The sequence below is a fragment of the Primorskyibacter sedentarius genome (assembly GCF_004342065.1).
Classification (GTDB): domain Bacteria; phylum Pseudomonadota; class Alphaproteobacteria; order Rhodobacterales; family Rhodobacteraceae; genus Primorskyibacter; species Primorskyibacter sedentarius.
In genome coordinates this window covers 452,351-474,487 of the sequence record NZ_SLZU01000001.1, presented here as the reverse complement: position 1 = coordinate 474,487, position 22,137 = coordinate 452,351, and the positions used below count along the sequence as shown (strand labels likewise).

Sequence of the window (22,137 nt, the reverse complement as noted above, 5' to 3'; positions counted from 1 at the left end):
TCAGGCCTCCTTTCCATCGGCGGGGGCCGCGCCACGGCCCGGATCCACGTCCATGGGGTGAATGTTGACCTGCTCGCCCGTGCGGCGCGACATGCTCGACAGGCTGTGCAGCGCCAGCATCACCGCGCCGACGACGGTAATGAAGACGCCGGTGTCAAAGGCCATTGCCGTCGCCCATTCGAATTCCTCGATGGGCGGGATGTGGATGTAGCCATAGGAAGAGGTCAGGAACTGCCGACCCGCCAGCCACGAACCCATGCCGGTCACGGCTGCGGTCATCACCCCTGCCGCGATCATGGCGTGATAGTGATAGCGCTGACGCTCCTCCGCCCAGGCAAAGCCCGATGCCATGTATTGCATCAACAGCGCGATGGCGACGATCAGCCCGGCAATGAACCCGCCGCCGGGCGCATTGTGCCCGCGCAGAAAGATATAGGCACCGACCATCAGAGCGATGGGCATGATCACGCGGGTCACGACCACCATCATAAGCGGGTGACGGTCGCCTGCCTCGTCATCGTCCGGACCCCAGTTCAGCAGCCAGCGGCCGCCCGGGCCGCGCAGCACGCTCTTGGTCAGCGCATAGATCACAAGTGCTGCGATGCCCAGCACGATGATCTCGCCAAAGGTATCAAAGCCACGGAAGTCCACCAGGATCACGTTGACGACGTTCTTGCCACCGCCGCCCTTGTAGGAATTTGCGAGGTGATAGGCAGAGATGCTCTCGGCTGCGAAATCTCGCAGCAGGATCGCGTAGGTCAGGCCACCGACCGCAAGCCCCGCGGCACCGGCAATGACCGCGTCACGCAGGCGCCGCGGCATGCCGCTTTCCACCGGGGTGCGGCCGGGCAGGAAGTTCAGCGCCAGCAGGAGAAGGATGATCGTGACGACTTCGACCGAGATCTGCGTCAGCGCAAGGTCAGGCGCCGAGAAGTAGACAAAGGCCATCGACACGGCCAGACCGATCACCCCCAGAAGCACCAGTGACAGGATACGGTTGCGGTGGAACGCGATGATGCAGCCGGTCGAAATCACAAGCAGCACCCAGCCGATGGCCATGATCGCATTGATCGGCAGCATCTCGCGGGTGGGGGCGCTCATCGGGCTTTCGAACCAGGCGAAGAGGCCAGCCGCAGTAATGGCGGCCGCAAAGATCGCGCCATAGCGCGTGATCGATCCGTTATGAAGCGTATCGGTCAACCAATGCGATGCACGGGTCGACGCGCGTGTGATGGCATCGAAGATAACCTTCGCCTCGGGGCGCGGCGCGGCATTCCAGCCGCGTTCCAGAGCGCCGTGCAGCGAAAGGAAGAGCGCACCGCCAAGGATCGCTGCGACCGACATCCAGAAGGCGGGCACCAGCCCGTGCCAATGCGAGATATGGGCATGAGGGTGGCCGCCGGTCACCGCAGCGGCCGTGATATCCACCAATGGACCCGCGATCAGGTTCGGCATCAGGCCGATCAGGACTACCAACACGACCAGAAAAGCGGGCGAGGCCCACATTCCGAAGGCCGGATCATGCGGCTTGGCGGGATAGTCGTCGCGCTTGGGGCCGAGAAAGACATGCGCGACAAGCCGGAATGAATAGGCCACAGAGAACAGCGCGCCAAGGGTCGCAAGCGCGGGCAGGATCCACGGATTGCTTAACCATGCGGTATGCGACGCCTCCTCCAGCATCATTTCCTTGGACAGGAAGCCATTGAGCGGCGGGATGCCCGCCATGGACAGGGCGGCGATTGTCACGATGACGAATGTCACCGGCATCAGGTGCCGCAGACCGCCGAGGCGTTTGATGTCACGCGTATGCGTCTCGTGGTCGACAATCCCCGCGCTCATGAAGAGGGCGGCCTTGAAGGTCGCGTGGTTGAGGATGTGGAACACGGCCACAATCGCGGCGGCCTCCGTGCCAAAGCCGAGCAACATCGTGATAAGCCCGAGATGGCTGACCGTGGAGAAAGCCAGCAGCGCCTTCAGGTCATCCTTGAACAGGGCGATCACCGCGCCCAGCACCATCGTGATCAGACCGGTGGTGGCGACGATGTAGAACCATTCGGGCGTGCCCGACAGGACCGGCCACATCCGCGCCATCAGGAACAGCCCTGCCTTCACCATTGTGGCCGAATGCAGATAGGCCGACACGGGCGTCGGTGCGGCCATGGCGTGGGGCAGCCAGAAGTGGAACGGGAACTGCGCGGATTTGGTGAAACAGCCCGCAAGGATCAGGATCAGCGCGGGCAAGTAATAGGGGCTCGCCTGGATCAGCTCTTTGTGTTGCAGGATCACCGACAGGTCATAGCTGCCCACGATAGAGCCGAGGATCAGCATACCCGCAATCATGGCAAGCCCGCCCAGACCGGTCACGGTCAGCGCCATGCGCGCGCCCTGGCGCCCCTCTGGCAGGTGTTTCCAGTAGCCGATCAGCAGGAAAGAGGACAGCGAGGTCAGTTCCCAGAAAACCAGCAAAAGCAGGATGTTGTCGCTTAGAACGATCCCCACCATCGCGCCCTGAAAAAGCAGCAGGTAGGTGTAGAACTGGCCCATCGGGTCTTCGCGAGACAGGTAGAAACGGGCGTAAAGGATGATCAGCATCCCGATCCCGAGGATCAGACCGGCAAACAACAGGCCCAGCCCGTCGAGCATGAAATTCACGTTGAGGCCCAGCATCGGCAGCCATTCAAGCTGGAATTGCAGGACCTCGCCGCGGAACACCGCAGGGGCCGACAGCATCAGCAGGATGAAGGCAAGTGCGCTGGCCATGAACGTGTAGGTGGCGCAGGCTGTCCGGCCCGCGCGGATCATCACGCCTGGGATCAGGGCTCCGACAAATGGCAAGGCGGCGATGATGGGTAAGAAATTGCCGCCGGTATCCATTCAGCCTGTCCTTTCCATGTCGTCGTCATTCATTCCCCGGCAGGTCCGGGGCCGCTGAAATGCGGGTTGGGTCGATTCGCGCCCGGATGGCGCAGCAATCTTGCCGCGATGTCTCTTGCCATGTTTCTGCATGTGGCTGCAACGGCCCGGCGCGACGTTCCGCGGCAATATTGCCGGGCCTGCCGCTCCTGTCTATTCGCCACGGGGCGATTTCGTGCCGGATCACAAAATTTCGTGTGGTGCCGGAAAGCCCTGAAATTAGGCATGTTTTGAAGAATCTGGTCGCTCTGCGCCATATGCGTTTTCATTTCCTGCATTCTAAGGCGATAACAGCAGGGACTAACAGACGCAGCGAGGCCAGTCACGCATGTCGATCCACGCCAGTATTTACCATCTTACCCACTATACCTACGACCGCCCGGTCACGCTGGGCCCGCAGATCATCCGTCTGCGCCCCGCACCGCAAAGCCGGACCCGCGTCATATCGCATTCGCTGAAGGTGAGCCCCGGCGGGCATTTCGTGAATCATCAGCAGGACCCGTATGGCAACTGGCTGGCCCGATTTGTCTTTCCCGAACCGGTCACAGAGCTGAAGATAGAGGTTGATCTGGTCGCGGACATGTCGATCTACAACCCGTTCGACTTTTTCGTCGAGGACAGCGCCGAACACTGGCCCTTCGAATATCCCGAGGATCTGCGCGAGGATCTGGTGATCTACCGCACGCCAGAGGCCGAGGGGCCGCTGCTTGCGCAATTCGTGGGCTCCATCCCCTTCGACAAAACCCGCACGGTGGATTTTCTGGTCGGGCTGAACGCGCGTGTGGCCGAGGAGGTCGATTACACCATCCGCATGGAAGCAGGCGTTCAGACGCCCGAGGAAACGCTTTCGATCGGATCAGGGTCGTGCCGCGATTCCAGCTGGCTGCTGGTGCAGGTGCTGCGGCATCTGGGCTTTGCCGCGCGGTTTGTCTCGGGCTACCTGATCCAGCTGAAACCGGATCTCAAGGCGCTGGACGGGCCAGAGGGCACAAAGGTCGACTTCACCGATCTGCACGCCTGGGTCGAGGTTTATCTGCCCGGTGCGGGCTGGATCGGGTTTGATCCCACCTCCGGTCTCATGACGGGCGAGAGCCACATTCCGCTGGCCGCCACCCCCCATTATCGCAATGCCGCGCCGATTTCGGGCGGCTTCACCGCGACGGGCCAGCCAGAGATCAGCTTTGATTTCGACATGCAGGTCAAACGCGTGTCAGAACATCCCCGCATCACCAAGCCGTTCTCGGACGACGCATGGCACCGGCTGAACGATCTTGGCAGGCAGGTCGACAAATCGCTGAACGACAACGACGTGCGTCTGACCATGGGGGGCGAGCCGACCTTCGTCAGCATCGACGATTTCGAGGCGGGCGAGTGGAACACCGACGCGGTTGGCCCAACCAAGCGCGGGCTGGCTGACAAGCTGATCCGGCGACTGCGCGATCGCTTTGCCCCCGGCGGGTTCCTGCATTATGGGCAGGGCAAGTGGTATCCGGGCGAAACCCTGCCGCGCTGGACTTTTTCGCTGTATTGGCGGCGCGATGAGAAACCGATCTGGCGCGACGCCGATCTGATTGCCGAAGAGGGCGCCCAGACTGGTGCCACGCCCGAGGATGCGGGCAAGCTTTTGCAAGGCATGGCCGAGAAACTGGGCATTGAACCGGATATGGCCGTGCCCGCCTATGAGGATCCCGCCGAATGGATCCTGAAGGAAGGAAACCTGCCGGAAAATGTCACGCCCGAGAATTCCAAGCTGAAGGATGCCGAGGAACGCCACCGTATCGCCAAGGTCTTCGGGCGCGGGCTGAACGAACCTTCGGGCTATGTCATGCCAATCCAGCGCTGGCAGGCCAAAGCCTCTGGCCACAGGTGGAGGTCCGAAAAGTGGAAACTGCGGCGCGGGCATGTGTTCCTGGTGCCGGGTGACAGCCCTGTCGGCTATCGCATTCCGCTGGGATCGCTGCCCTACGTGCCGCCCTCGCAGTACCCCTATACCTATATTACCGATCCTTCGGTCGAACGCGGCCCGCTGCCTGATTTCGAGGAGGCGCCCAAGCCTGCCGTCGAAGAGGGCAGGCCGCAGCATGTCCAGCCTGTCAGCGCCCCGCAGCCCAGCGGCGACGTGCAGGATGTGATCGAACAGGAAATCGGCCCGGTCGGCGGGGCGGTTCGGACCGCGCTGGCGGTAGAGCCTCGCGACGGGCGGCTTTGTGTGTTCATGCCGCCGGTTGAGGATCTGGAAGACTACCTTGAACTGATCGATGTGGCAGAGCGCACGGCAAAGGAAATGGGCTTGCCCGTGCATATCGAAGGCTACGCGCCGCCGAATGACCCGCGCATGAATGTGATCCGCGTGGCCCCCGACCCCGGTGTGATCGAGGTCAACATCCATCCCGCCCATAGCTGGGAAGAATGTGTCGCCACCACAGAGGCCGTGTACGAAGAGGCGCGCCAGTGTCGCCTAGGGGCCGACAAGTTCATGATTGACGGTCGCCACACCGGCACGGGTGGCGGCAACCACGTTGTGGTGGGCGGGGGTACGCTGAATGACAGCCCGTTCCTGCGACGCCCCGATCTGCTGAAATCGCTGATCCTGATCTGGCAGCGGCATCCGTCGCTCAGCTACCTGTTCTCGGGCATGTTCATCGGCCCGACCTCGCAGGCGCCCCGGATCGACGAGGCGCGGCACGACACGCTTTACGAGCTGGAAATGGCGCTGGCGCAGATCCCGGCCCCGGGCAACGGAACGGCCCCGCCGCCCTGGCTGCTGGACCGCCTGCTGCGCAACATGATGACGGATGTCACCGGCAACACCCACCGGGCCGAGATCTGCGTCGACAAGCTCTTCTCGCCCGATGGGCCTACGGGCCGATTGGGTCTGGTCGAATTCCGCGGGTTCGAGATGCCACCGGACCCGCGCATGTCGCTTGCCCAGCAAGTGCTCTTGCGGGCAATCATCGCCCGCTGCTGGGATGACCCCGTTGAAGGCAAACCGATCCGCTGGGGCACCGTCCTGCATGACCGTTTCATGATGCCGCATTTCCTGTGGGAGGACTTCCTGTCGCTTCTGCGCGACCTGTCCACCCACGGGTTCGAGCTTGACCCCGCGTGGTTCGAGGCGCAGGCAGAGTTTCGCTTCCCCTTCTGCGGCGAGGTTGAATATGAAGGCGTCAATCTGGAGCTTCGTCAGGCGCTGGAACCGTGGCATGTGCTGGGCGAAACAGGGGCCATCGGGGGCACGGTGCGTCACACTGACAGCTCTGTCGAGCGGCTGCAGGTCAAGCTGACCTCGACCCATCAGGACCGCTACAAGGTGATGTGCAACGGGCGGCCGGTGCCGCTTCACCGGTCTGGCACATCGGGCGAAGCCGTTGGTGCCGTGCGCTTCAAGGCGTGGCAACCCCCCGAAGCGCTGCACCCGACATTGCCGGTCAACGCGCCGCTGACCTTCGACATCTATGACGACTGGACCGGTCATGCCTTGGGCGGCTGCACCTATCACGTGGCCCATCCCGGCGGGCGCAACTACGATACGTTCCCCGTGAACGGAAACGAGGCCGAGGCCCGGCGCTTGTCACGGTTCGAACCGCATGGGCATCGTCCGGGCAGCTACCGGCCTGCGCCTGAACAGACCCATCCCGAATTCCCGATGACGCTGGATCTGCGGCGCGCACCGGGGCTTTGATGGCAGGCGCGGCGGCGATACCTTCGGGCGCAGGGGGCGCGCTTCTAAGCGGCTATGCCCGGCAACCGGGGGTCGCCGACGAGCTGTTCACGTCAGACGGCGAAATGCGTGCGGTCTGGCGGCCGTTCATCTCAGAGCTGGAGAAGCTCAACAAGGAAGAGATCTCTGCGCGCTTTGCCCGCGGGGATCGTTACCTGCACGATGCGGGCGTCTTCTTTCGGCAATATTCCAGCGACCCGCTGACCGAACGGGCCTGGCCGCTCAGCCACGTCCCGGTGATCCTGCCCGAAGCCGAGTGGAACACGATCTGCAAAGGTCTGGCCGAACGCGCGGATCTGCTGGAGCGGGTCTGCGAGGACCTTTACGGACCAAACACATTGGTGGCCGAGGGGCATCTGCCAGCGGAGTTGATTGCGGATAACCGCGAATGGCTGCGCCCGATGGTGGGTGTCACGCCACGCTCAGGCCACTACCTTCACGCGCTGGCCTTTGAAATCGGGCGCGGACCGGATGGCAGCTGGTTCGTGTTGGGCGACCGGACGCAGGCGCCTTCGGGCGCTGGGTTTGCGCTGGAAAACCGGATGGCCAATGCCCGCATCTTTGCCGAGATGAACCTTCAGGACAAACGCCTGCGCCTGGCCGGCTTCCTGAGTGATTTCCGCGACGCAATAGATGTCTTGCGCAATCAGGTCGGCGGGCGCAGCGCGATCCTGACCCCCGGCGCCGGTACGGACACCTATTTCGAACATATGTATATCGCGCGCTACCTCGGCCTGCTGCTGCTGGAGGGCGAAGACCTAGTGGTGCAGGATGGCCGGGTGATGGTGCGCACCGTGACGGGGCCCAAACCCATCGGCGTGCTGTGGCGGCGACTGGATGCCAGCTATGCCGATCCGCTGGAACTGGACGAGACCAGCCAGATCGGCACGCCCGGACTGGTCGAGGCGGCGCGGCAGGGGGCAGTCAACATGGTCAACGCTTTGGGGGCGGGGGTTCTGGAAACCCGCGCCCTCATGGCGTTTCTGCCGCGGATATCGCGTGTGCTGACAGGCGACGCGCTGACCTTGCCCAATATCGCCACATGGTGGTGCGGGGGCGCCAAGGAACGCGCCTATGTGCTGGAGAACGCCGAGCGGATGATGATCGGCTCTGCGCTGGCCTGTGATCTGCCGTTCGACATTGGCGCAACCACGGCACTGGGTGGCAAGCTGCGCGGCGGGGCCGCCGGATCTGTTGAGCGCTGGATCACCGAGGACGGCGCCCGGCTGGTCGGTCAAGAGGCGGTGACGCTGTCGACCACACCCGCCTGGGATGGCAACAGGCTGGTGCCGCGCCCGATGACTGTCCGTGTCTTCGCGGCGCGCACGTCCAAAGGCTGGAGCTTCATGCCCGGCGGCTATGCCCGTATCGGCAGCAGCGACGATGTCACGGCACTGGCCATGCAGCGCGGCGGCGCCGTGTCGGATGTCTGGATTGTCGCGGACAACCCCGTTCCCGCAGTGCCACCGCAGGACAGCAAACCCTTTCGCCGTGCGCCCACGGGGTTCCTGCCCAGCCGGGCGGCGGACAATCTGTTCTGGCTTGGCCGCTATGTCGAAAGGGCCGAAGGCATCGTGCGCCTGTTGCGCGCCTATCATCTGCGGCTGGCAGAGACCGGCAACAGTGCCGATCGGCGGCTGGCGGAACTGTCTACCTATCTTGACGGGTTTGGCGTAGATGTCGCGACGCCGATTCCGGATGCCTTGCCGAACCTGCTGGACTTTGCCCGCAACTGCGCCGGAAAGGTGCGCGACAGGTTTTCCGTCGATGGCTGGGCGGCTTTGCAGGATCTGACCGCCAGCCTTGAACCCTTGCAAAAGACCACACGCCCCGGCGATGATTGCGCCCGCGCGATGACGGATCTGCTGCGGCGGCTCAACGGGTTCACCGGTCTGGTGCATGAAAACATGTACCGCTCGATGGGCTGGCGCTTCATGTCGATGGGGCGCGCGCTGGAGAGGGGCGATGCGATGGCGGCGGCCCTTGCAGTCTTTGCCGATGTCGGCGCGGCCCCTGGCGGGTTTGATATCGCTGTAGAGCTTGGCGACAGCGTGATGACCCACCACCGCCGTTACCGGGTTGAAACCACGCGCGACACGGTCATCGATCTGTTGGCGCTGGATGATGCGAACCCGCGCTCGATCCTGTTTCAGATCAACCGGCTTAGCGATCTGGCCTCCGATCTGCCCTTCGCAGAAGTGGCCGGCCGCCCCGGAGAGCTGGTACGCGTTATCCTGACAGCGCAAACGGCGCTGACCGTGGCGGACCCGTCCGACATCACGACAGAGCGGCTCAGCGATCTGCGGGCAGAGCTTGCCGGGATCTCTGAAAAGCTGCTCGCGGTGCATTCGTGAGGGACGCGGTGATGCGCTACAGGATACGGCTGACCATCGAGTACGACTATCAGCAACCCTCCGACCATGCCCGCAACCTGCTGCACCTTCTGCCATCGGACATTGCGGGTGTGCAGACGATTACCTCGCGGCTGTTGACGATTGATCCGATGCCACCGGAGCGCAGCGAACGGCTGGATTTCTTCGGCAACGCGATGACCTCTATCGCCTTTCATGAACCGATCAGCCAGCTCGGTTTCAAGCTGGAGGTCGAGGCGCAGCGCTTTGCGCCTTCTGACGATGTGCTCGACCTGTCCCCGCTGCTGGAGAACATGCCGCAAGAGATCGCGGCCGCGCATCATCTGGGTCCGCTTTCGCCGCAGCATTTCGTGGGCAACTCGCCGCGCGTGGGCGCGATGCCAGAGACGACAGATTTTGCCCGCGCCCATATTCAGCCCGGCATGACGGCGCTTGAAGTGGTGCAGGCCATCGGCCGCGCGCTGTTCCGCGAGATGCGGTTTGATGCCACCGCGACAGAGGTCGACACCCCCCCGGCCGATGCGTTTGCCGCCCGCCACGGTGTCTGTCAGGATTTCAGCCATATCATGATCGCCTGCCTGCGCGGTCTGGGCATTCCGGCGGGCTATGTGTCCGGCTTTCTGCGCACCCATCCGCCCGAGGGCCAGCCCCGGCTGGAAGGTGCGGATGCGATGCATGCCTGGGTGCGCGCGTGGTGCGGGTCAGAACTGGGTTGGGTCGAGTTTGACCCGACCAATGACATGGTCGCCGGGCTGGATCACGTGGTGATCGCCGTGGGGCGCGACTATGGCGATGTGTCCCCCGTCAAAGGCGTGTTGCGCACTTCCGGCGGGCAGGAAAGCAGGCAGGCTGTGGACATGGTGCCGCTGGACTGAGGCGGCCGTGTCAAATCGTCGTGTCGGGCGAGGGCGGTCGGGGGAGCCGTCAGAAATGCGCCACGACCAGATCGGCGGGCTTGCTTTGCGTGGCGACCAGCCTTGCGTTGGGCAGGTCATTGCCTTCCATCTTCGCGATCAGATCGTCGCCTTTCAGGTCGCTCCAGCGCGCTTTCAGCCGACGTTCAAGCTCTGCCAGCGGCACTTCCAGAAACACGGTCAGATCGAACTGCGCGGCCAGCCCGTCCCAGGGTGGCTGGTTCAGAAGCAGGTAATTGCCCTCGACGATGATGTGGCGCACCGATTGCGGGATCAGCCGGGCGCCTGCGCGGGCAATCTCTATACTGCGGTCAAAGACCGGGACGGCGATTTCCGGCTCCTGATTGGCGCGCATCCTTGTCAGCATATGCGAAAAGCCCGACACATCGAACGTGTGCGGCGCGCCTTTGCGCGGTCGCCATCCACGGTCGTTCAGCACGCTGTCGTCGTAATGATAGCCATCCATCGGCAGCACGGCGGCGCTGCCCGGTGCATCGGCGTTAATCGCGTCTGCGAGTTTTTCCGCCAGCGTGGACTTGCCAGATCCGGGCGCGCCCGCGATCGCAGTCAGATACCTTTGCGCGCCGGGTTGTGCCTGTAGACGGTTGCAGAGCGCATCGATTGTGATGGGTTGGGACATGGGGCCTCCGGTCAGAGGGGTGCAGAATGGGGCGTCGCGGCGCTGGCCGCAAGCCCCGCCGCGGATCGGGGCGGGCGAGGGGGGCGCACCCCCTCTTGCGAAACCCGGTTTCCGTCAGTCGCCCCAAGTCAATGCAGACCCTGGGACGCCTGATCTTGCCTCAGTCGGCCAGCGCCAGATCCGGCGCGCCGGTCAGCCATGCGTGGCCGTTTGGTGGCAGGGTCAGGGTCGCACCAACAAGGCTGGCATTTGACGGGCCTGCAAGATCAGCGCCACCTGTCGTCAGAACCTGAGGTTTCGGCGACAGGTTGAAGACGCAGGTAAGCGTCTGACCTTCGGCTGTCCGTGTGAACGCAAGGATCGGTTCGGGCAGGTCGATGAACTGCGTCTTGCCATGGGCCAGCGCCGGGCTGTCCTTGCGCCAGGCGATGATCTGGCGATAGCCATGCAGCACACTGTCATTCTGCGCCTCTTGCACATCAACCGCACGGGTTTGCTGTGGGGGCTTGACCGGCAGCCACGGTTTCGCGGTGGAAAAGCCGCCATTCGCGGCCTCTGCCTGCCACACCATCGGCGTGCGGCAGCCATCGCGGCCTTTGTTCTCGGGCCAGAAGCGCAGGCCGGGCGGGTCGGTCAGCTCGTGATATTCCAGCTCTGCCTGCGGCAGGCCAAGCTCCTCCCCCTGATAGATCCCGATCGTGCCTTCAAAGCTGAACAGCATGGCCGCCATCTGGCGCGCCAGCGTGTCGTGATCCAGCGCATGGTCGGCCCAGCGGGTCACGTGGCGCGGCACATCGTGGTTGGAGAAGGACCATGACGGCCAGCCATCCGGCGCGCCTTTCTGGAAACCTTCGATGGTGCGGCGGAAATGGGCGGCGGTGAAGGTCGGGCCCAGCATCTCGAAGCTGTAGCACATGTGCAGCCGGTCCGTGCCGCGCGTGTAATCGGCCATGATGTCGATGGCCGTCTGGCCACCATCGCCGACCTCTCCGACCATCATGCGGTCGTCGAATTCATCCGTCAGCGCGCGCAGCCGTTTGAGGAAGGCAATATTTTCGGGTCGGTTCTTGGAATAGATATGCTGCTGCATCCCATAAGTGTCGGTCGCCATCTCCTGGTGCCCGTCCGGGTTGGGCGGGTTATCCCGCAGCTCTTGATCGTGAAAGTAGTAGTTCACCGTATCAAGGCGGAAGCCGTCAACGCCACGCTCCAGCCAGAAACGCATCGTGTCCAGCAGCGCATCCTGCACGTCGGGATTGTGCATGTTCAGGTCGGGCTGCTCGATAAGGAAGTTGTGCATGTAGTACTGGCGGCGGCGCGGCTCCCACTCCCATGCGGGACCGCCAAAGACCGAAGGCCAGTTGTTGGGCGGGGTGCCGTCGGGTTTGGGATCGGCCCAGACATACCAGTCGGCCTTGGGGTTGGTCCGGTCAGCGCGGCTCTCGGCAAACCACGCGTGTTTGTCAGAGCTGTGGCTGATGACCTGATCGATGATCACTTTCAGGCCCAAGTCATGCGCGCGCGCGATCAGCGCGTCGAAATCCGCAAGGGTGCCAAAGAGCGGATCGATATCGGTATAGTCCGACACGTCATAGCCCATATCCTTCATCGGCGAGGTGAAGATCGGGCTGAGCCAGATCGCATCCGCTCCAAGGCTGGCAATGTGGTCCAGCCGCGACGTTATGCCGGGCAGGTCGCCCACGCCGTCACCGGTGCTGTCCTGATAGGACCGGGGATAGATCTGATAGACGATAGCGCCGCGCCACCATTCGGACATGACAAATTCTCCCTGATGTCCCACCCTTTTCGGCATGAGGACTGGTCCTGCAAAAGCGAGGCATTGCCGCGCACGAATCGACTGCATGTTAGCGGTATCAGTCCGTATCTTGAAGCGCTTTGCCGGGGTCTGTGCGACGCGTGTTGACGCAGGGGGAAGATCGGCCTGATGTATACTTTAGGTGGTGTTTTTGCCGTTAAGTACGGGGCTTCTGCGCAATTGACAGGGCTTGCGTATACATTCTACCGTTGGGCACTCTTTTGGGGCCTGCACCGGGCACCAGAATGGGAGGGAGAGGCGGATGACGGTTCGGAGAGTGGCGCGGCCAGCGTTGTGTTCAAGGGGAAACACGTCTGGCATTGCGCGTCGCGGTGCAGCGGCTCGGCTTTCCGAAGATGTGGGGCGTGTGTGAAACGGCCGCTGGTCACGCATGTGGCCAAGCCAGTCCACGACCTGCACCGTCATCCGGTCGCTTAGACGGCAGTAGACAACTGGACTGCAGAGTCTAAGGTTTCGAAGGGGATCTCATGATCAGGGAGGATATAATGAGAACGGGTTTTCTGAAGACGGCCATCGCGGCCACGGTGATCGGGATGGTGGGGACAACCGCCACCCTTGCACAGGAATATACATTCAAGCTGCACCACCTACTGGGGGCCAAGGCGCCCGCACAGACCCAGATGCTGGAGCCTTGGGTCAAACAGGTCGAGGAAAACTCGGGCGGCAAGGTCAAGATCGAGATCTACCCGGCGATGTCGCTTGGCGGCAAGCCACCAGAGCTGGTGCAGCAGGCGCGTGACGGCGTGGTTGATATCGTCTGGACGGTCAATGGCTACACGCCGGGCCTGTTCCCGCGCACCGAGGTGTTCGAGCTTCCGGGCGTCTATACCAATGACACGGTCGCCACGAACCTTGCCATGTATGACATGTTCGAAAGCGACCTGAAGCAGGAATACAAGGGCCTGGAGGTCATGTGGCTGCACGTCCATGCCGGGCAGGCGATGATGATGGTCGACAAGGAAGTGCGCAGCCCCGCCGATCTGGCCGGTCTGAAAATGCGCATCCCGACCCGCACCGGTGCCTGGGTGATCGAAGCCCTGGGTGCGGCCCCGCTGGCCACGCCGGTGCCCGAAGTGCCAACAGCCCTGTCCAAGAAGGTGATCGACGGCACACTGCTGCCGTGGGAGATCATTCCGCCGCTGAAGTTGCAGAACCAGATCGAATATTTCATCGAAGGTCACGACAAGACCCGTCTGGGCACCACGACGTTCCAGGTGTCGATGAACAAGGCGCGGTGGGATGGCCTGCCAGAGGATATCCAGAAGGCGTTCAGCGACGCCTCGGGGCGTGACTGGTGGGCGCAGGTTGGTGAATACTGGCGTGCCTCGGATGATTTCGGCATCGGTCTGGCTGAGAAGGCAGGCAAGCAGCACATCATGCTGACCGAAGAGGAAACCGACGCGTTCATGACGCAGTTGGAGCCTGTCGTGCAGAAATGGGTGGATGAGGTGACCGCCAAGGGCATCGACGGTGCGGCCTTGGTTGAAAAGGCGCGTAGCCTGTCCAAGTCGAACGCGATGTAACCTGCATGGCTGACGTGCAAAGCGTACACGGAACGGGGCCTTCGGGCCTCGTTTCACGTGTCATCACGGGCTGGGCGCTGCTGGGCGGTCTGGTCCTGCTGGCGGTCGTGCTGATGAACACCTGGTCGGTGATCGGCAACCAGTTCGGCAAGCCGTTTCCCGGTGATTTCGAGATGACAGAGATCGGCATCTGCATCGCCGCCTTTGCCTTTCTTCCCTATTGTCAGCTGTCGGGTGCAAACGTGACCGCCGACATCTTCACCAGCGGGGCGAGCCCGTTCTGGCTGGCGATCTTCTCTCTGGCGGCCTCACTGGTGGCGCTGGCATTTTCCGGCCTTCTGCTGTGGCGGATGTATGCCGGGATGCTCGACCAGAAGAACTACGAATACACAACGGCCATCCTGCAATTCCCGCATTGGCTGGCCTTCATCCCGATCCTCATCTCGCTGGCGCTGTTGGCGGTAGCCTCGATCATGACCCTCGCGCATTCGGCGCGGCAACTGTGAAAGCGCCGACATGGATGCACTACTGATCGGGTTTCTTGGCCTTGGCGTTTTGATCCTGCTGATCGGCCTGCGTATGCCGATCGCCTATTCGATGATCCTGGTGGGCGGGGTGGGTGTGACCATCCTGAACGGCCCGTCGATCTTCTTCTCGCAGCTCAAGACGTTGGCTTACGGGCAATTCTCCATCTACGATCTGTCGGTCGTACCGATGTTCGTGCTGATGGGCAACTTCTCGACCAAGGCGGGGCTGAGCCGCGCGCTGTTTCGCGCCGCGTCGGTCTGGCTGGGCTGGATGCGCGGCGGGGTGGCTATGGCCGCCATCGCCGCCTGCGCAGGCTTTGGCGCGGTTTGCGGGTCATCACTGGCCACGGCCTCAACGATGGGGCAGGTCGCCCTGCCAGAGCTGAAACGCTACAACTATTCCAACGCGCTTGGCACCGGAACGCTGGCCGCGGGCGGGGTGCTGGGCATCCTGATCCCGCCCTCTGTGGTGCTGGTGATCTACGCCGTAATCGTAGAGGCGAATATTGTCACCATGTTCATGGCAGCGATGATCCCCGGTATCATCGCGGTTCTGCTGTTCCTTGTCACCATCGCCATCTACGTGCGCATCAATCCAACCGCGGGTCCGGCGGGCGAGCTGGCCGACAGGTCAGAGTTCATCTCGTCGCTCGTCGATGTCATCCCGGTGGTGCTGGTCTTCGGGCTGGTAATCGGCGGAATTTACGGCGGTTTCTTCAACCCCACGCCCGCGGCGGCAGTGGGCTGCGTGCTGGTCTGGCTTTACGGTGCGGCGCGCGGTTTCATCAAGCTGCGCGAGACCCGCGATGCGCTGCTGGAGACGGCCAAGACCACCGGCATGATCTATCTGATCCTGCTGGGCGCGGAGATGCTGAAGATCTTCATGTCGCGCGGCGGTGTCCCGCAGGCCGTGGCAGAATGGATGGCAAATTCCGGCCTTGCACCCATGACGATCCTCGTGATCCTGCTGCTGGCGCTGATCTTTCTGGGAATGCTGATGGACAGCCTGTCGATGATCCTGCTGGCCATCCCGTTCTTCTGGCCCGTGCTGGTGGAGATCAACGGCGGCGATTACGTCATGGCGGCGGAGGCAGGCTTTGGCATGACCTCCGAGGACCTCAAGGTCTGGTTCGGGATATTGGCGCTGATCGTGGTGGAGCTTGGCCTCATCACGCCGCCTGTGGGGATGAACGTCTTCGTGATCTCCGCCATCGCGCGCGATGTCCCGATGCGAGAGACGTTCGTCGGCGTGATGCCATTTTTCGTTGCAGAGATGTTGCGCGTGGCGGTCCTCGTGGCGTTCCCGGCGCTGACGCTCTGGCTGCCGACATATCTGGGAGGATAGAGATGTCCCGAATGACCGCGGGCGGTGCGATCTTTCCCCGGCTGAAGGCACTTGGGGTGGATTACGTCTTTGCCAATTCCGGCACGGATTTCCCGCCGATCATCGAAGGTCTGGCAGAGGCTGCCGCCAATGGCGAGGATCTGCCGTGCGCCGTCGTCATCCCGCATGAACACGCGGCGATGGGCATGGCGCATGGCTATTACCTGATCTCAGGACGCCCGCAGGCGGTGATGATGCACACAAATGTCGGGCTGGCCAATGGGGCCATTGGCGCCATCAACGCGGCGTGTGAGAATATCCCCGTGCTGATGATGTCCGGCCGCACCCCGGTAACAGAGGCGGGCCGCTTCGGGGCCCGGACCGTCCCCATCGGCTGGGGGCAGGAGATGCGTGATCAGACGGCGCTGGTGCGCGAGGCATCAAAATGGGATTATGAGCTGCGCTACCCCGAACAAATCTCGGGTCTGCTGGACAGAGCGCATGCCATCGCCAATTCCACGCCGAAAGGCCCGGTCTATTTGTCCCTTCCGCGCGAGGTTCTGTGCGAGGATGTGGAGGCATCAAGCCTGTCCGATCCCGCCACGATCCGCCCGTCACTGGGCGCGGGCGATCCTTCGGCGATTGCCGAGGCCGTCGCGCTGCTTGCCGGGGCCGAACACCCGCTGATCATCTCTCAGCGCGGTGTCGGGTCGGATGCGGTATTCGAGGCGTTCGGCGCGTGGGTGGAACGCCACGGCCTGCCAGTCGCGTCGTGGTGGGCCACGCATCTGTCGCTGCCCACCGACCACCCCTGCCATATCGGTGCAGACCCCGGTACTGCGCTGGCAAAGGCCGATGTGGTGCTGGTGATCAATTCGCTGGCCCCGTGGTGGCCCGACAGGCACAAGCTGTCTGAGGGTGCCAAGGTGATCAATATCGGCCCTGACCCGGTTTTTGACCGCTTTCCAGTCCGCATGTTCCGCTCTGACGTGACCATACAGGGAGAGACTGCGCTGATCCTGCCCGCGCTGATGCAGGCGGTGGATGGCCTGCCGGTGAACGCGCGCGCATCGGCCCGGCGGGCGTCCCTTGCCGAAGGTTCTGCCAGGCGCCTGTCGGACGAGCGCGCCGCCGCCCTTGCAGATACGGCCAAGGGCATCACCAAGGCGCAGGTCAGCCACGCGCTGGGGGAGGCGTTGCAGGGGGAGTGTTTCAGCGTCTTTTCTGAACTGGGTGCGCAGCTTGGGCCGCTGGCCTGCCGCGAGCGGCTCAACTGGTTTCAGGAACCGCATTCGGGCGGGCTTGGCTGGTCCTTCCCGGCAGCGCTTGGTGCGCAGCTGGCCGATCCGGACCGGATCTGCGTCGCTACGCTGGGCGATGGCAGCTACATGTTCGCCAACCCCACCGTTTGCCATCAGATTGCCGAGGCGCTGGACCTGCCGATCCTGATCGTGATCCTGAACAATGCCGAATGGGGGGCGGTGCGGCAGTCGGTATCGCAGCTTTACCCCGAAGGCCACGCCGCGCGCGCCAACAACATGCCGCTGACCAGCCTCTCGCCCGTGCCGGATTTCACTCAGACAGCCAAGGCGAGCCGGGCGTGGACGCAAGAGGTGACGGACCCCGACGAGGTCGCAGGCGCCATCGAAGACGCGCTTCGGGTGGTCCTGGAAGAGCGGCGGCTTGCCCTGCTGAACATCCGCGTTCTGCCTTTGTAAGGCGGCTTGTGGTACCCGGGTGCCCGCATGACCGCGCGCGTAAGGGTTTTGCTTCAGCCGGGGTTGCGGTCCGAAGGGTGGTTCACCCCGTCCACCCAGCCGATCTCGCCCAGATCGCGCAGATTGACGCCTTCGAGCGCGCCAAGGTTGACGCCATATTCATTCGGGTTCGAGCGGCGGCGATGATGGGTATAGATCCCGCAGGTCTTGCAGAAATAGTGTTGCGCCGTTTTCGTGCCCCACTGGTACATCGTCAGGTTTTCTGCGCCGCGCACCACTTTCAACCCGTCCAATGGCGCCGTTACCGCGGCGGCCCCGCGCCTGCGACAGAAGGAACAGTCGCACCGCCGCGCGGTCGACAGGCCCTCTGGCAGCGACAGGTCCAGCTCTACTGCACCGCAATGGCAACTCAGGCGATAGTTGGTCATCTGCGTCTCCGAACTTTCGGAATGGATGTGCGCGACAGGGCGTAGCGCGTTTCAGGATGGGGCGGATGGCCGTGATTGCGGTTCCAGAAGGCCGGACCGCCGCGCGCCATCCAAAGGGGCATCGCCAGCAATATCCCGGCGACAAACCCACCCGCATGCGCCCAATAGGCCACGCCGCCTTCATCCGCGGGGCTTCCGAAACCGCCGAACATCTGCAAAGCAAACCAAAGGCCCAGCGTGATCCAAGCCGGTATTGGGAAGATGCGGAAAAAGATGATGAAGATCACCAGAACATCCACCCGCGCCTTGGGATAGAGCAAAAGATAGCCACCCATCACGCCCGCGATGGCGCCCGATGCGCCAACGGTTGGCACCTGGCTCAGCGGCGCAGAGAGATAATGCGTGAGGCCGGCAGCGACCCCGGAGGCAAGGTAGAATCCGAGATAGGGCAGGTGGCCCATCTCATCCTCCAGATTGTCGCCGAAAATGTAGAGAAACAGCATGTTGCCGACGAGGTGCATGATCCCGCCATGCAGGAACATCGAGGTGAAGATGCCGGTGTAGCCTTCGCCTGCATTGATGCGGGCAGGCACCATGGCCCAGTCCCAGTAGAACTGGCCCATCATGCGGACGTCCCCCAACGATCCCCAATAGCTGACGAAGACCACGACATTGATCGCGATCAGCGCATAGGTGACAAAGGGCGTACGGCCAGAGGGGTTGTGATCTCGGATTGGAAACATGGCCGCTAAGCTGCGGCCATGTTGGTCTCAGGTCAAGCGTTCCCGGCCAGAAGGGCGGTGTTCCCGCCTGCTGCTGTCGTATCGACACACAGGTGACGCTCATGTCGCAGATGCGCCTCGTCCGGCGCGCCGGTGATCAGCGGCAGGATCGGTCCGTTGCTTTGCGCCAGGGCGCGGCGATAGGCGCGGGCCTGATCCTCATCCCCCCACCAGATTGCACCCGAATGGCCAGTAAGGCTTGCGAACGCTTGCGGATCCAGCAATCCCGGAGGTGTCGCCGCAACGCCGCCGCCTGCACGAACCAGCGCGGCCTGTGCTTCTGCCGCCTCTTTGCCCGGCCCAAGGCACAGGAGGGGCGGGCGGGCGATGCTGGACAGCCGGTTCAGTTCCCCGGTTGGTCCGGGCAGGCTGACTTCGCGTCGTTCCTGCGGGACGGGCGTGGCGTTTATCTGGCGTTGCAATTGCGCGGCATCGGCGGGTTTGTCCCACGCGCCTGCTGCATTGTCTGCATCATGGCGCTGGAAACGCGGCAGATAGTTTGGTCCGCCCGCCTTTGGCCCGGTTCCTGACATGCCTTCGCCACCAAAGGGCTGGCTGCCGACGATGGCGCCGATCTGGTTGCGGTTCACATAGACATTGCCCGCGTGGATGCGATCGGTGACATGCTGCACGCGGTCGTCGATCCGGGTTTGCAGCCCGAAGGTCAGCCCGTAGCCAGTGGCGTTGATCGCATCCACCACGGCATCCAGTTCGCTGGATTTGAAGGTGGCGATATGCAGGACCGGGCCGAAGATCTCGCGCTCCATCTCGGCGATGCCGTTCACGCGGATCAGGACGGGCGGCACGAAATGACCGCGCCCCGGGGTTGGCAGTTCCTTGATGAGGCGGCCCCCGGCCCGTGCGGCCTCGATGTAGCTGGCAATGCCCTGGCGGGCCTCGTCATCAATGACCGGGCCCACATCCGTGGACAGGTTCCAGGGCGCGCCCAGTCTCAACGCGTCCATCGCGCCGGTCAGCATCTCGGTGAAGCTCTCGGCGATGTCCTCTTGCACGTAAAGGCACCGCAGCGCAGAGCATCGCTGTCCCGCGGACTGGAATGCGCTTTCGACAATGGCATCCACGGCCTGTTCGGGCAGGGCGGTGCTGTCGACAATCATCGCGTTCAGCCCGCCTGTTTCGGCAATAAGCGGCGCGCCGGGGGCAAGGTTTTCGGCCATCGCGCGGTGGATAAGCTGCGCGGTCTCTGTCGAGCCGGTAAAGGCCACGCCATCGATGCCGGGGTTGGAGGTCAGGGCCGCGCCCACGTCACCTTCGCCCGGCAGCAATTGCAATGCGGCGCGCGGCACGCCTGCCTCATGCAGCAAGGCCACGGCGCGGGCCGAGATCAAAGAGGTCTGCTCTGCCGGTTTGGCCAGCACGGCATTGCCTGCGGCAAGCGCTGCGGATATCTGCCCGGTAAAGATCGCCAGCGGGAAGTTCCAGGGCGAGATACAGGCGAACCGGCCCTGCGGCGGCGTTGCATCAGCGCGCGATGCGTAATAGCGCAGGAAATCGACCGCCTCGCGCAGCTCGGCGACGGCATCGGGCACGGATTTCCCCGCCTCGCGGGCCAGCAGCGCAAAGATTTCGCCGAAATTTTCCTCGTAAAGATCCGCAGCGGCGTTGAGGATGCGACGACGCTCTGCCGCATCGGCATCCCATGCTTGCGCGGCAGCAACGGCTGCAGCGACGGTGTCAGCTGTGGCGAAAGTGACCTCGCCCACTATTTCTTCGGGATTGGCAGGGTTGGTCACGGTGTGGGATGCGGCCACGGGGGCCTCGGTGGCCAGCACCGGCCCCGCTGTCCATTCTGTCTGCACGAAAGGCGCGCGCGCCAGTTCCACCGCCGCAAGCGTCGGGCGATGCGCCAGATCCCAGCCGCGCGAATTGCGGCGTTCCGGCAGGAACAGGTCCGTCCCTTTCGGCAGGGTGGAGGCGGCCGTGAACTCTTCGAACGGATCGCGGGCGACCTCTTCGGGCGGCACGTCCTCGTCCACGATCTGGTTCACGAAAGAGCTGTTCGCCCCGTTTTCCAGCAAGCGCCGCACGAGATAGGCCAGCAGATCGCGATGCGCGCCGACGGGCGCATAGATGCGGCACCGCGTGCCTTCGCCCTCGTGCAGGATGTCGTGCAGTGCCTCGCCCATGCCGTGCAGGCGCTGGAATTCAAATACCGACTTGTCCGTCGCCATATCCAGCACGGCCGCGGTCGTATGCGCGTTATGTGTGGCGAATTGTGGGTAAATTCGGTCGGTCATGCCCAAGAGCTTCCGGGCGTTCAGGATATAGTTCACATCCGTCGCGGATTTGGTGGTGTGAACCGGGTAGGCGTCCAGCCCCGCGACCTGCGCGGCCTTGATCTCGGTATCCCAATAGGCGCCCTTGACCAGACGCACCATGATACGGCGATCCAGCCGCTCTGCCAGCGCATAGAGCCAGTCGATGACAGGCCCTGCGCGGTGGCCATAAGCCTGCACGACAACGCCGAACCCGTCCCAGCCTTCCAGCGAGGGGTCTTCCAGTACGCGTTCGATCACGTCGAGCGAGATTGACAGCCGGTCCGCTTCCTCTGCGTCGATGTTCAGCCCGATATTGGCGGTCCGCGCCAGCCCGGCGAGCGTGCGCAGGCGTGGCACGAGATAGGTCATCACCGCCTCGCGCTGCGCCTCTTCGTACCGCGGGTAGAGCGCCGACAGCTTGACCGAAATGCCGGGGTTCTCGCGGATGTCTTTGGCATTGGCCGCCTCGGAAATCGCGGCGATGGCGCGGCTGTAGGACAGCTGGTAGCGGCGCGCGTCGCTTTCGGCGCGCGCGGCCTCGCCCAGCATGTCATAGCTGTAGGTATAGCCCTTGGCCTCCATCTTGGCGGCGCGGGTCATGGCGCTGGAGATGCTTTCGCCCAACACGAATTGCGCGCCCATTTCCTTCATCGCGCGGCCCACGGCGGTGCGGATGACAGGCTCCCCCAGACGCTTGATCGCGCCGCGCAGATGGGCGGCAGGCCCCGGCTGCTGGTCCCTGAGAACCTTGCCGGTCAGCATCAGCGCCCAGGTGGACGCGTTGACCAGAGGAGAAGTTGAATGGCCTGCATGTTTCGACCAGTTCGACGGCGCGATCTTGTCTTCGATCAGCGCATCGATCGTGGCGGCATCCGGCACACGCAGCAGTGCCTCTGCCAGACACATCAGCGCGATGCCCTCGTCGGTGGAAAGACCATATTCTGCTAGGAAGACCTCCATCAGGCCGGGGCGTGCATGCCCGCGGATCTTCCGCACCAGCTCGGCTGCGCGGGCGCTGATGCGCTGGCGCGTCTCGATAGGAAAGGCCGTATCCGCGCCACCATTGCGGAGCGCGGCAAGACTATCAGTGTAGGTCGCGGCGTCGACGGCGTGACGCAGGTCAAACAGGTTTTGCATGGAGGTCTCCGTTCTTTTGGAA

Annotated in this window: 13 protein-coding genes; 7 read left to right on the top strand and 6 right to left on the bottom strand. The window is 63.4% G+C overall.

Features of this window, described 5'->3' with window-relative positions; genetic code table 11:
- Nucleotides 1–2,874, bottom strand: a complete 2,874-nt coding sequence (locus EDD52_RS02135) for a monovalent cation/H+ antiporter subunit A (protein ID WP_132241376.1) — start codon at nt 2,872–2,874, stop codon at nt 1–3.
- Nucleotides 2,875–3,241: 367 nt separating this feature from the next.
- On the opposite strand from EDD52_RS02135, the gene EDD52_RS02130 reads away from it, so the two are divergent.
- From EDD52_RS02130 to EDD52_RS02120, 3 genes are read left to right on the top strand one after another with little or no spacing between them, the layout of a single operon-like run.
- Nucleotides 3,242–6,595: a transglutaminase family protein gene (locus EDD52_RS02130; protein ID WP_132241375.1), complete on the top strand. Its 3,354-nt coding sequence runs from the start codon at nt 3,242–3,244 to the stop codon at nt 6,593–6,595.
- Nucleotides 6,595–8,988 carry a circularly permuted type 2 ATP-grasp protein gene (locus EDD52_RS02125; RefSeq protein WP_132241374.1) on the top strand — a complete coding sequence of 798 codons (2,394 nt, stop codon included), beginning with the start codon at nt 6,595–6,597 and terminating at the stop codon, nt 8,986–8,988. The genes EDD52_RS02130 and EDD52_RS02125 overlap by 1 nt, the downstream gene beginning before the upstream one ends.
- 11 nt (nt 8,989–8,999) lie before the next feature.
- On the top strand, nt 9,000–9,881 hold the full coding sequence (locus EDD52_RS02120; RefSeq protein WP_132241373.1) for a transglutaminase family protein: 882 nt from the start codon (nt 9,000–9,002) through the stop codon (nt 9,879–9,881).
- A 49-nt stretch (nt 9,882–9,930) separates the two neighbouring features.
- Here the strand turns inward: EDD52_RS02120 and EDD52_RS02115 are convergent, their stop codons facing one another.
- Complete coding sequence (locus tag EDD52_RS02115) at nt 9,931–10,560, bottom strand: nucleoside triphosphate hydrolase (RefSeq protein WP_132241372.1); 630 nt, start codon at nt 10,558–10,560, stop codon at nt 9,931–9,933.
- 160 nt (nt 10,561–10,720) lie between these two features.
- Nucleotides 10,721–12,337, bottom strand: a complete 1,617-nt coding sequence (locus EDD52_RS02110) for an alpha-glucosidase family protein (protein WP_132241371.1) — start codon at nt 12,335–12,337, stop codon at nt 10,721–10,723.
- 545 nt (nt 12,338–12,882) lie between these two features.
- On the opposite strand from EDD52_RS02110, the gene EDD52_RS02105 reads away from it, so the two are divergent.
- Genes EDD52_RS02105 through EDD52_RS02090 form a run of 4 tightly spaced genes read left to right on the top strand, consistent with a single transcriptional unit; the run spans nt 12,883 to nt 17,489 of the window.
- The gene (locus EDD52_RS02105; RefSeq protein ID WP_207905954.1) at nt 12,883–13,920 is read left to right on the top strand and encodes a TRAP transporter substrate-binding protein; all 1,038 of its coding nucleotides are present in this window, start codon (nt 12,883–12,885) and stop codon (nt 13,918–13,920) included.
- Nucleotides 13,921–13,925: 5 nt separating this feature from the next.
- Nucleotides 13,926–14,426: a TRAP transporter small permease gene (locus EDD52_RS02100; protein WP_132241370.1), complete on the top strand. Its 501-nt coding sequence runs from the start codon at nt 13,926–13,928 to the stop codon at nt 14,424–14,426.
- Nucleotides 14,427–14,436: 10 nt separating this feature from the next.
- Nucleotides 14,437–15,792: a TRAP transporter large permease gene (locus EDD52_RS02095; protein ID WP_132241369.1), complete on the top strand. Its 1,356-nt coding sequence runs from the start codon at nt 14,437–14,439 to the stop codon at nt 15,790–15,792.
- A gap of 2 nt (nt 15,793–15,794) precedes the next feature.
- Nucleotides 15,795–17,489, top strand: a complete 1,695-nt coding sequence (locus tag EDD52_RS02090; protein WP_132241368.1) for a thiamine pyrophosphate-requiring protein — start codon at nt 15,795–15,797, stop codon at nt 17,487–17,489.
- 53 nt (nt 17,490–17,542) lie between these two features.
- Here the strand turns inward: EDD52_RS02090 and EDD52_RS02085 are convergent, their stop codons facing one another.
- From EDD52_RS02085 to putA, 3 genes are read right to left on the bottom strand one after another with little or no spacing between them, the layout of a single operon-like run.
- Nucleotides 17,543–17,917, bottom strand: a complete 375-nt coding sequence (locus tag EDD52_RS02085; RefSeq protein ID WP_132241367.1) for a GFA family protein — start codon at nt 17,915–17,917, stop codon at nt 17,543–17,545.
- A complete protein-coding gene (locus EDD52_RS02080; protein ID WP_132241366.1) occupies nt 17,914–18,660 on the bottom strand; it encodes a rhomboid family intramembrane serine protease in 747 nt (248 codons plus the stop codon). Before EDD52_RS02080 ends, EDD52_RS02085 begins: the two co-directional genes overlap by 4 nt.
- 32 nt (nt 18,661–18,692) lie before the next feature.
- Nucleotides 18,693–22,115: a bifunctional proline dehydrogenase/L-glutamate gamma-semialdehyde dehydrogenase PutA gene (putA, locus tag EDD52_RS02075; protein ID WP_132241365.1), complete on the bottom strand. Its 3,423-nt coding sequence runs from the start codon at nt 22,113–22,115 to the stop codon at nt 18,693–18,695.
- Between the last annotated feature and the right edge of the window lie 22 nt (nt 22,116–22,137).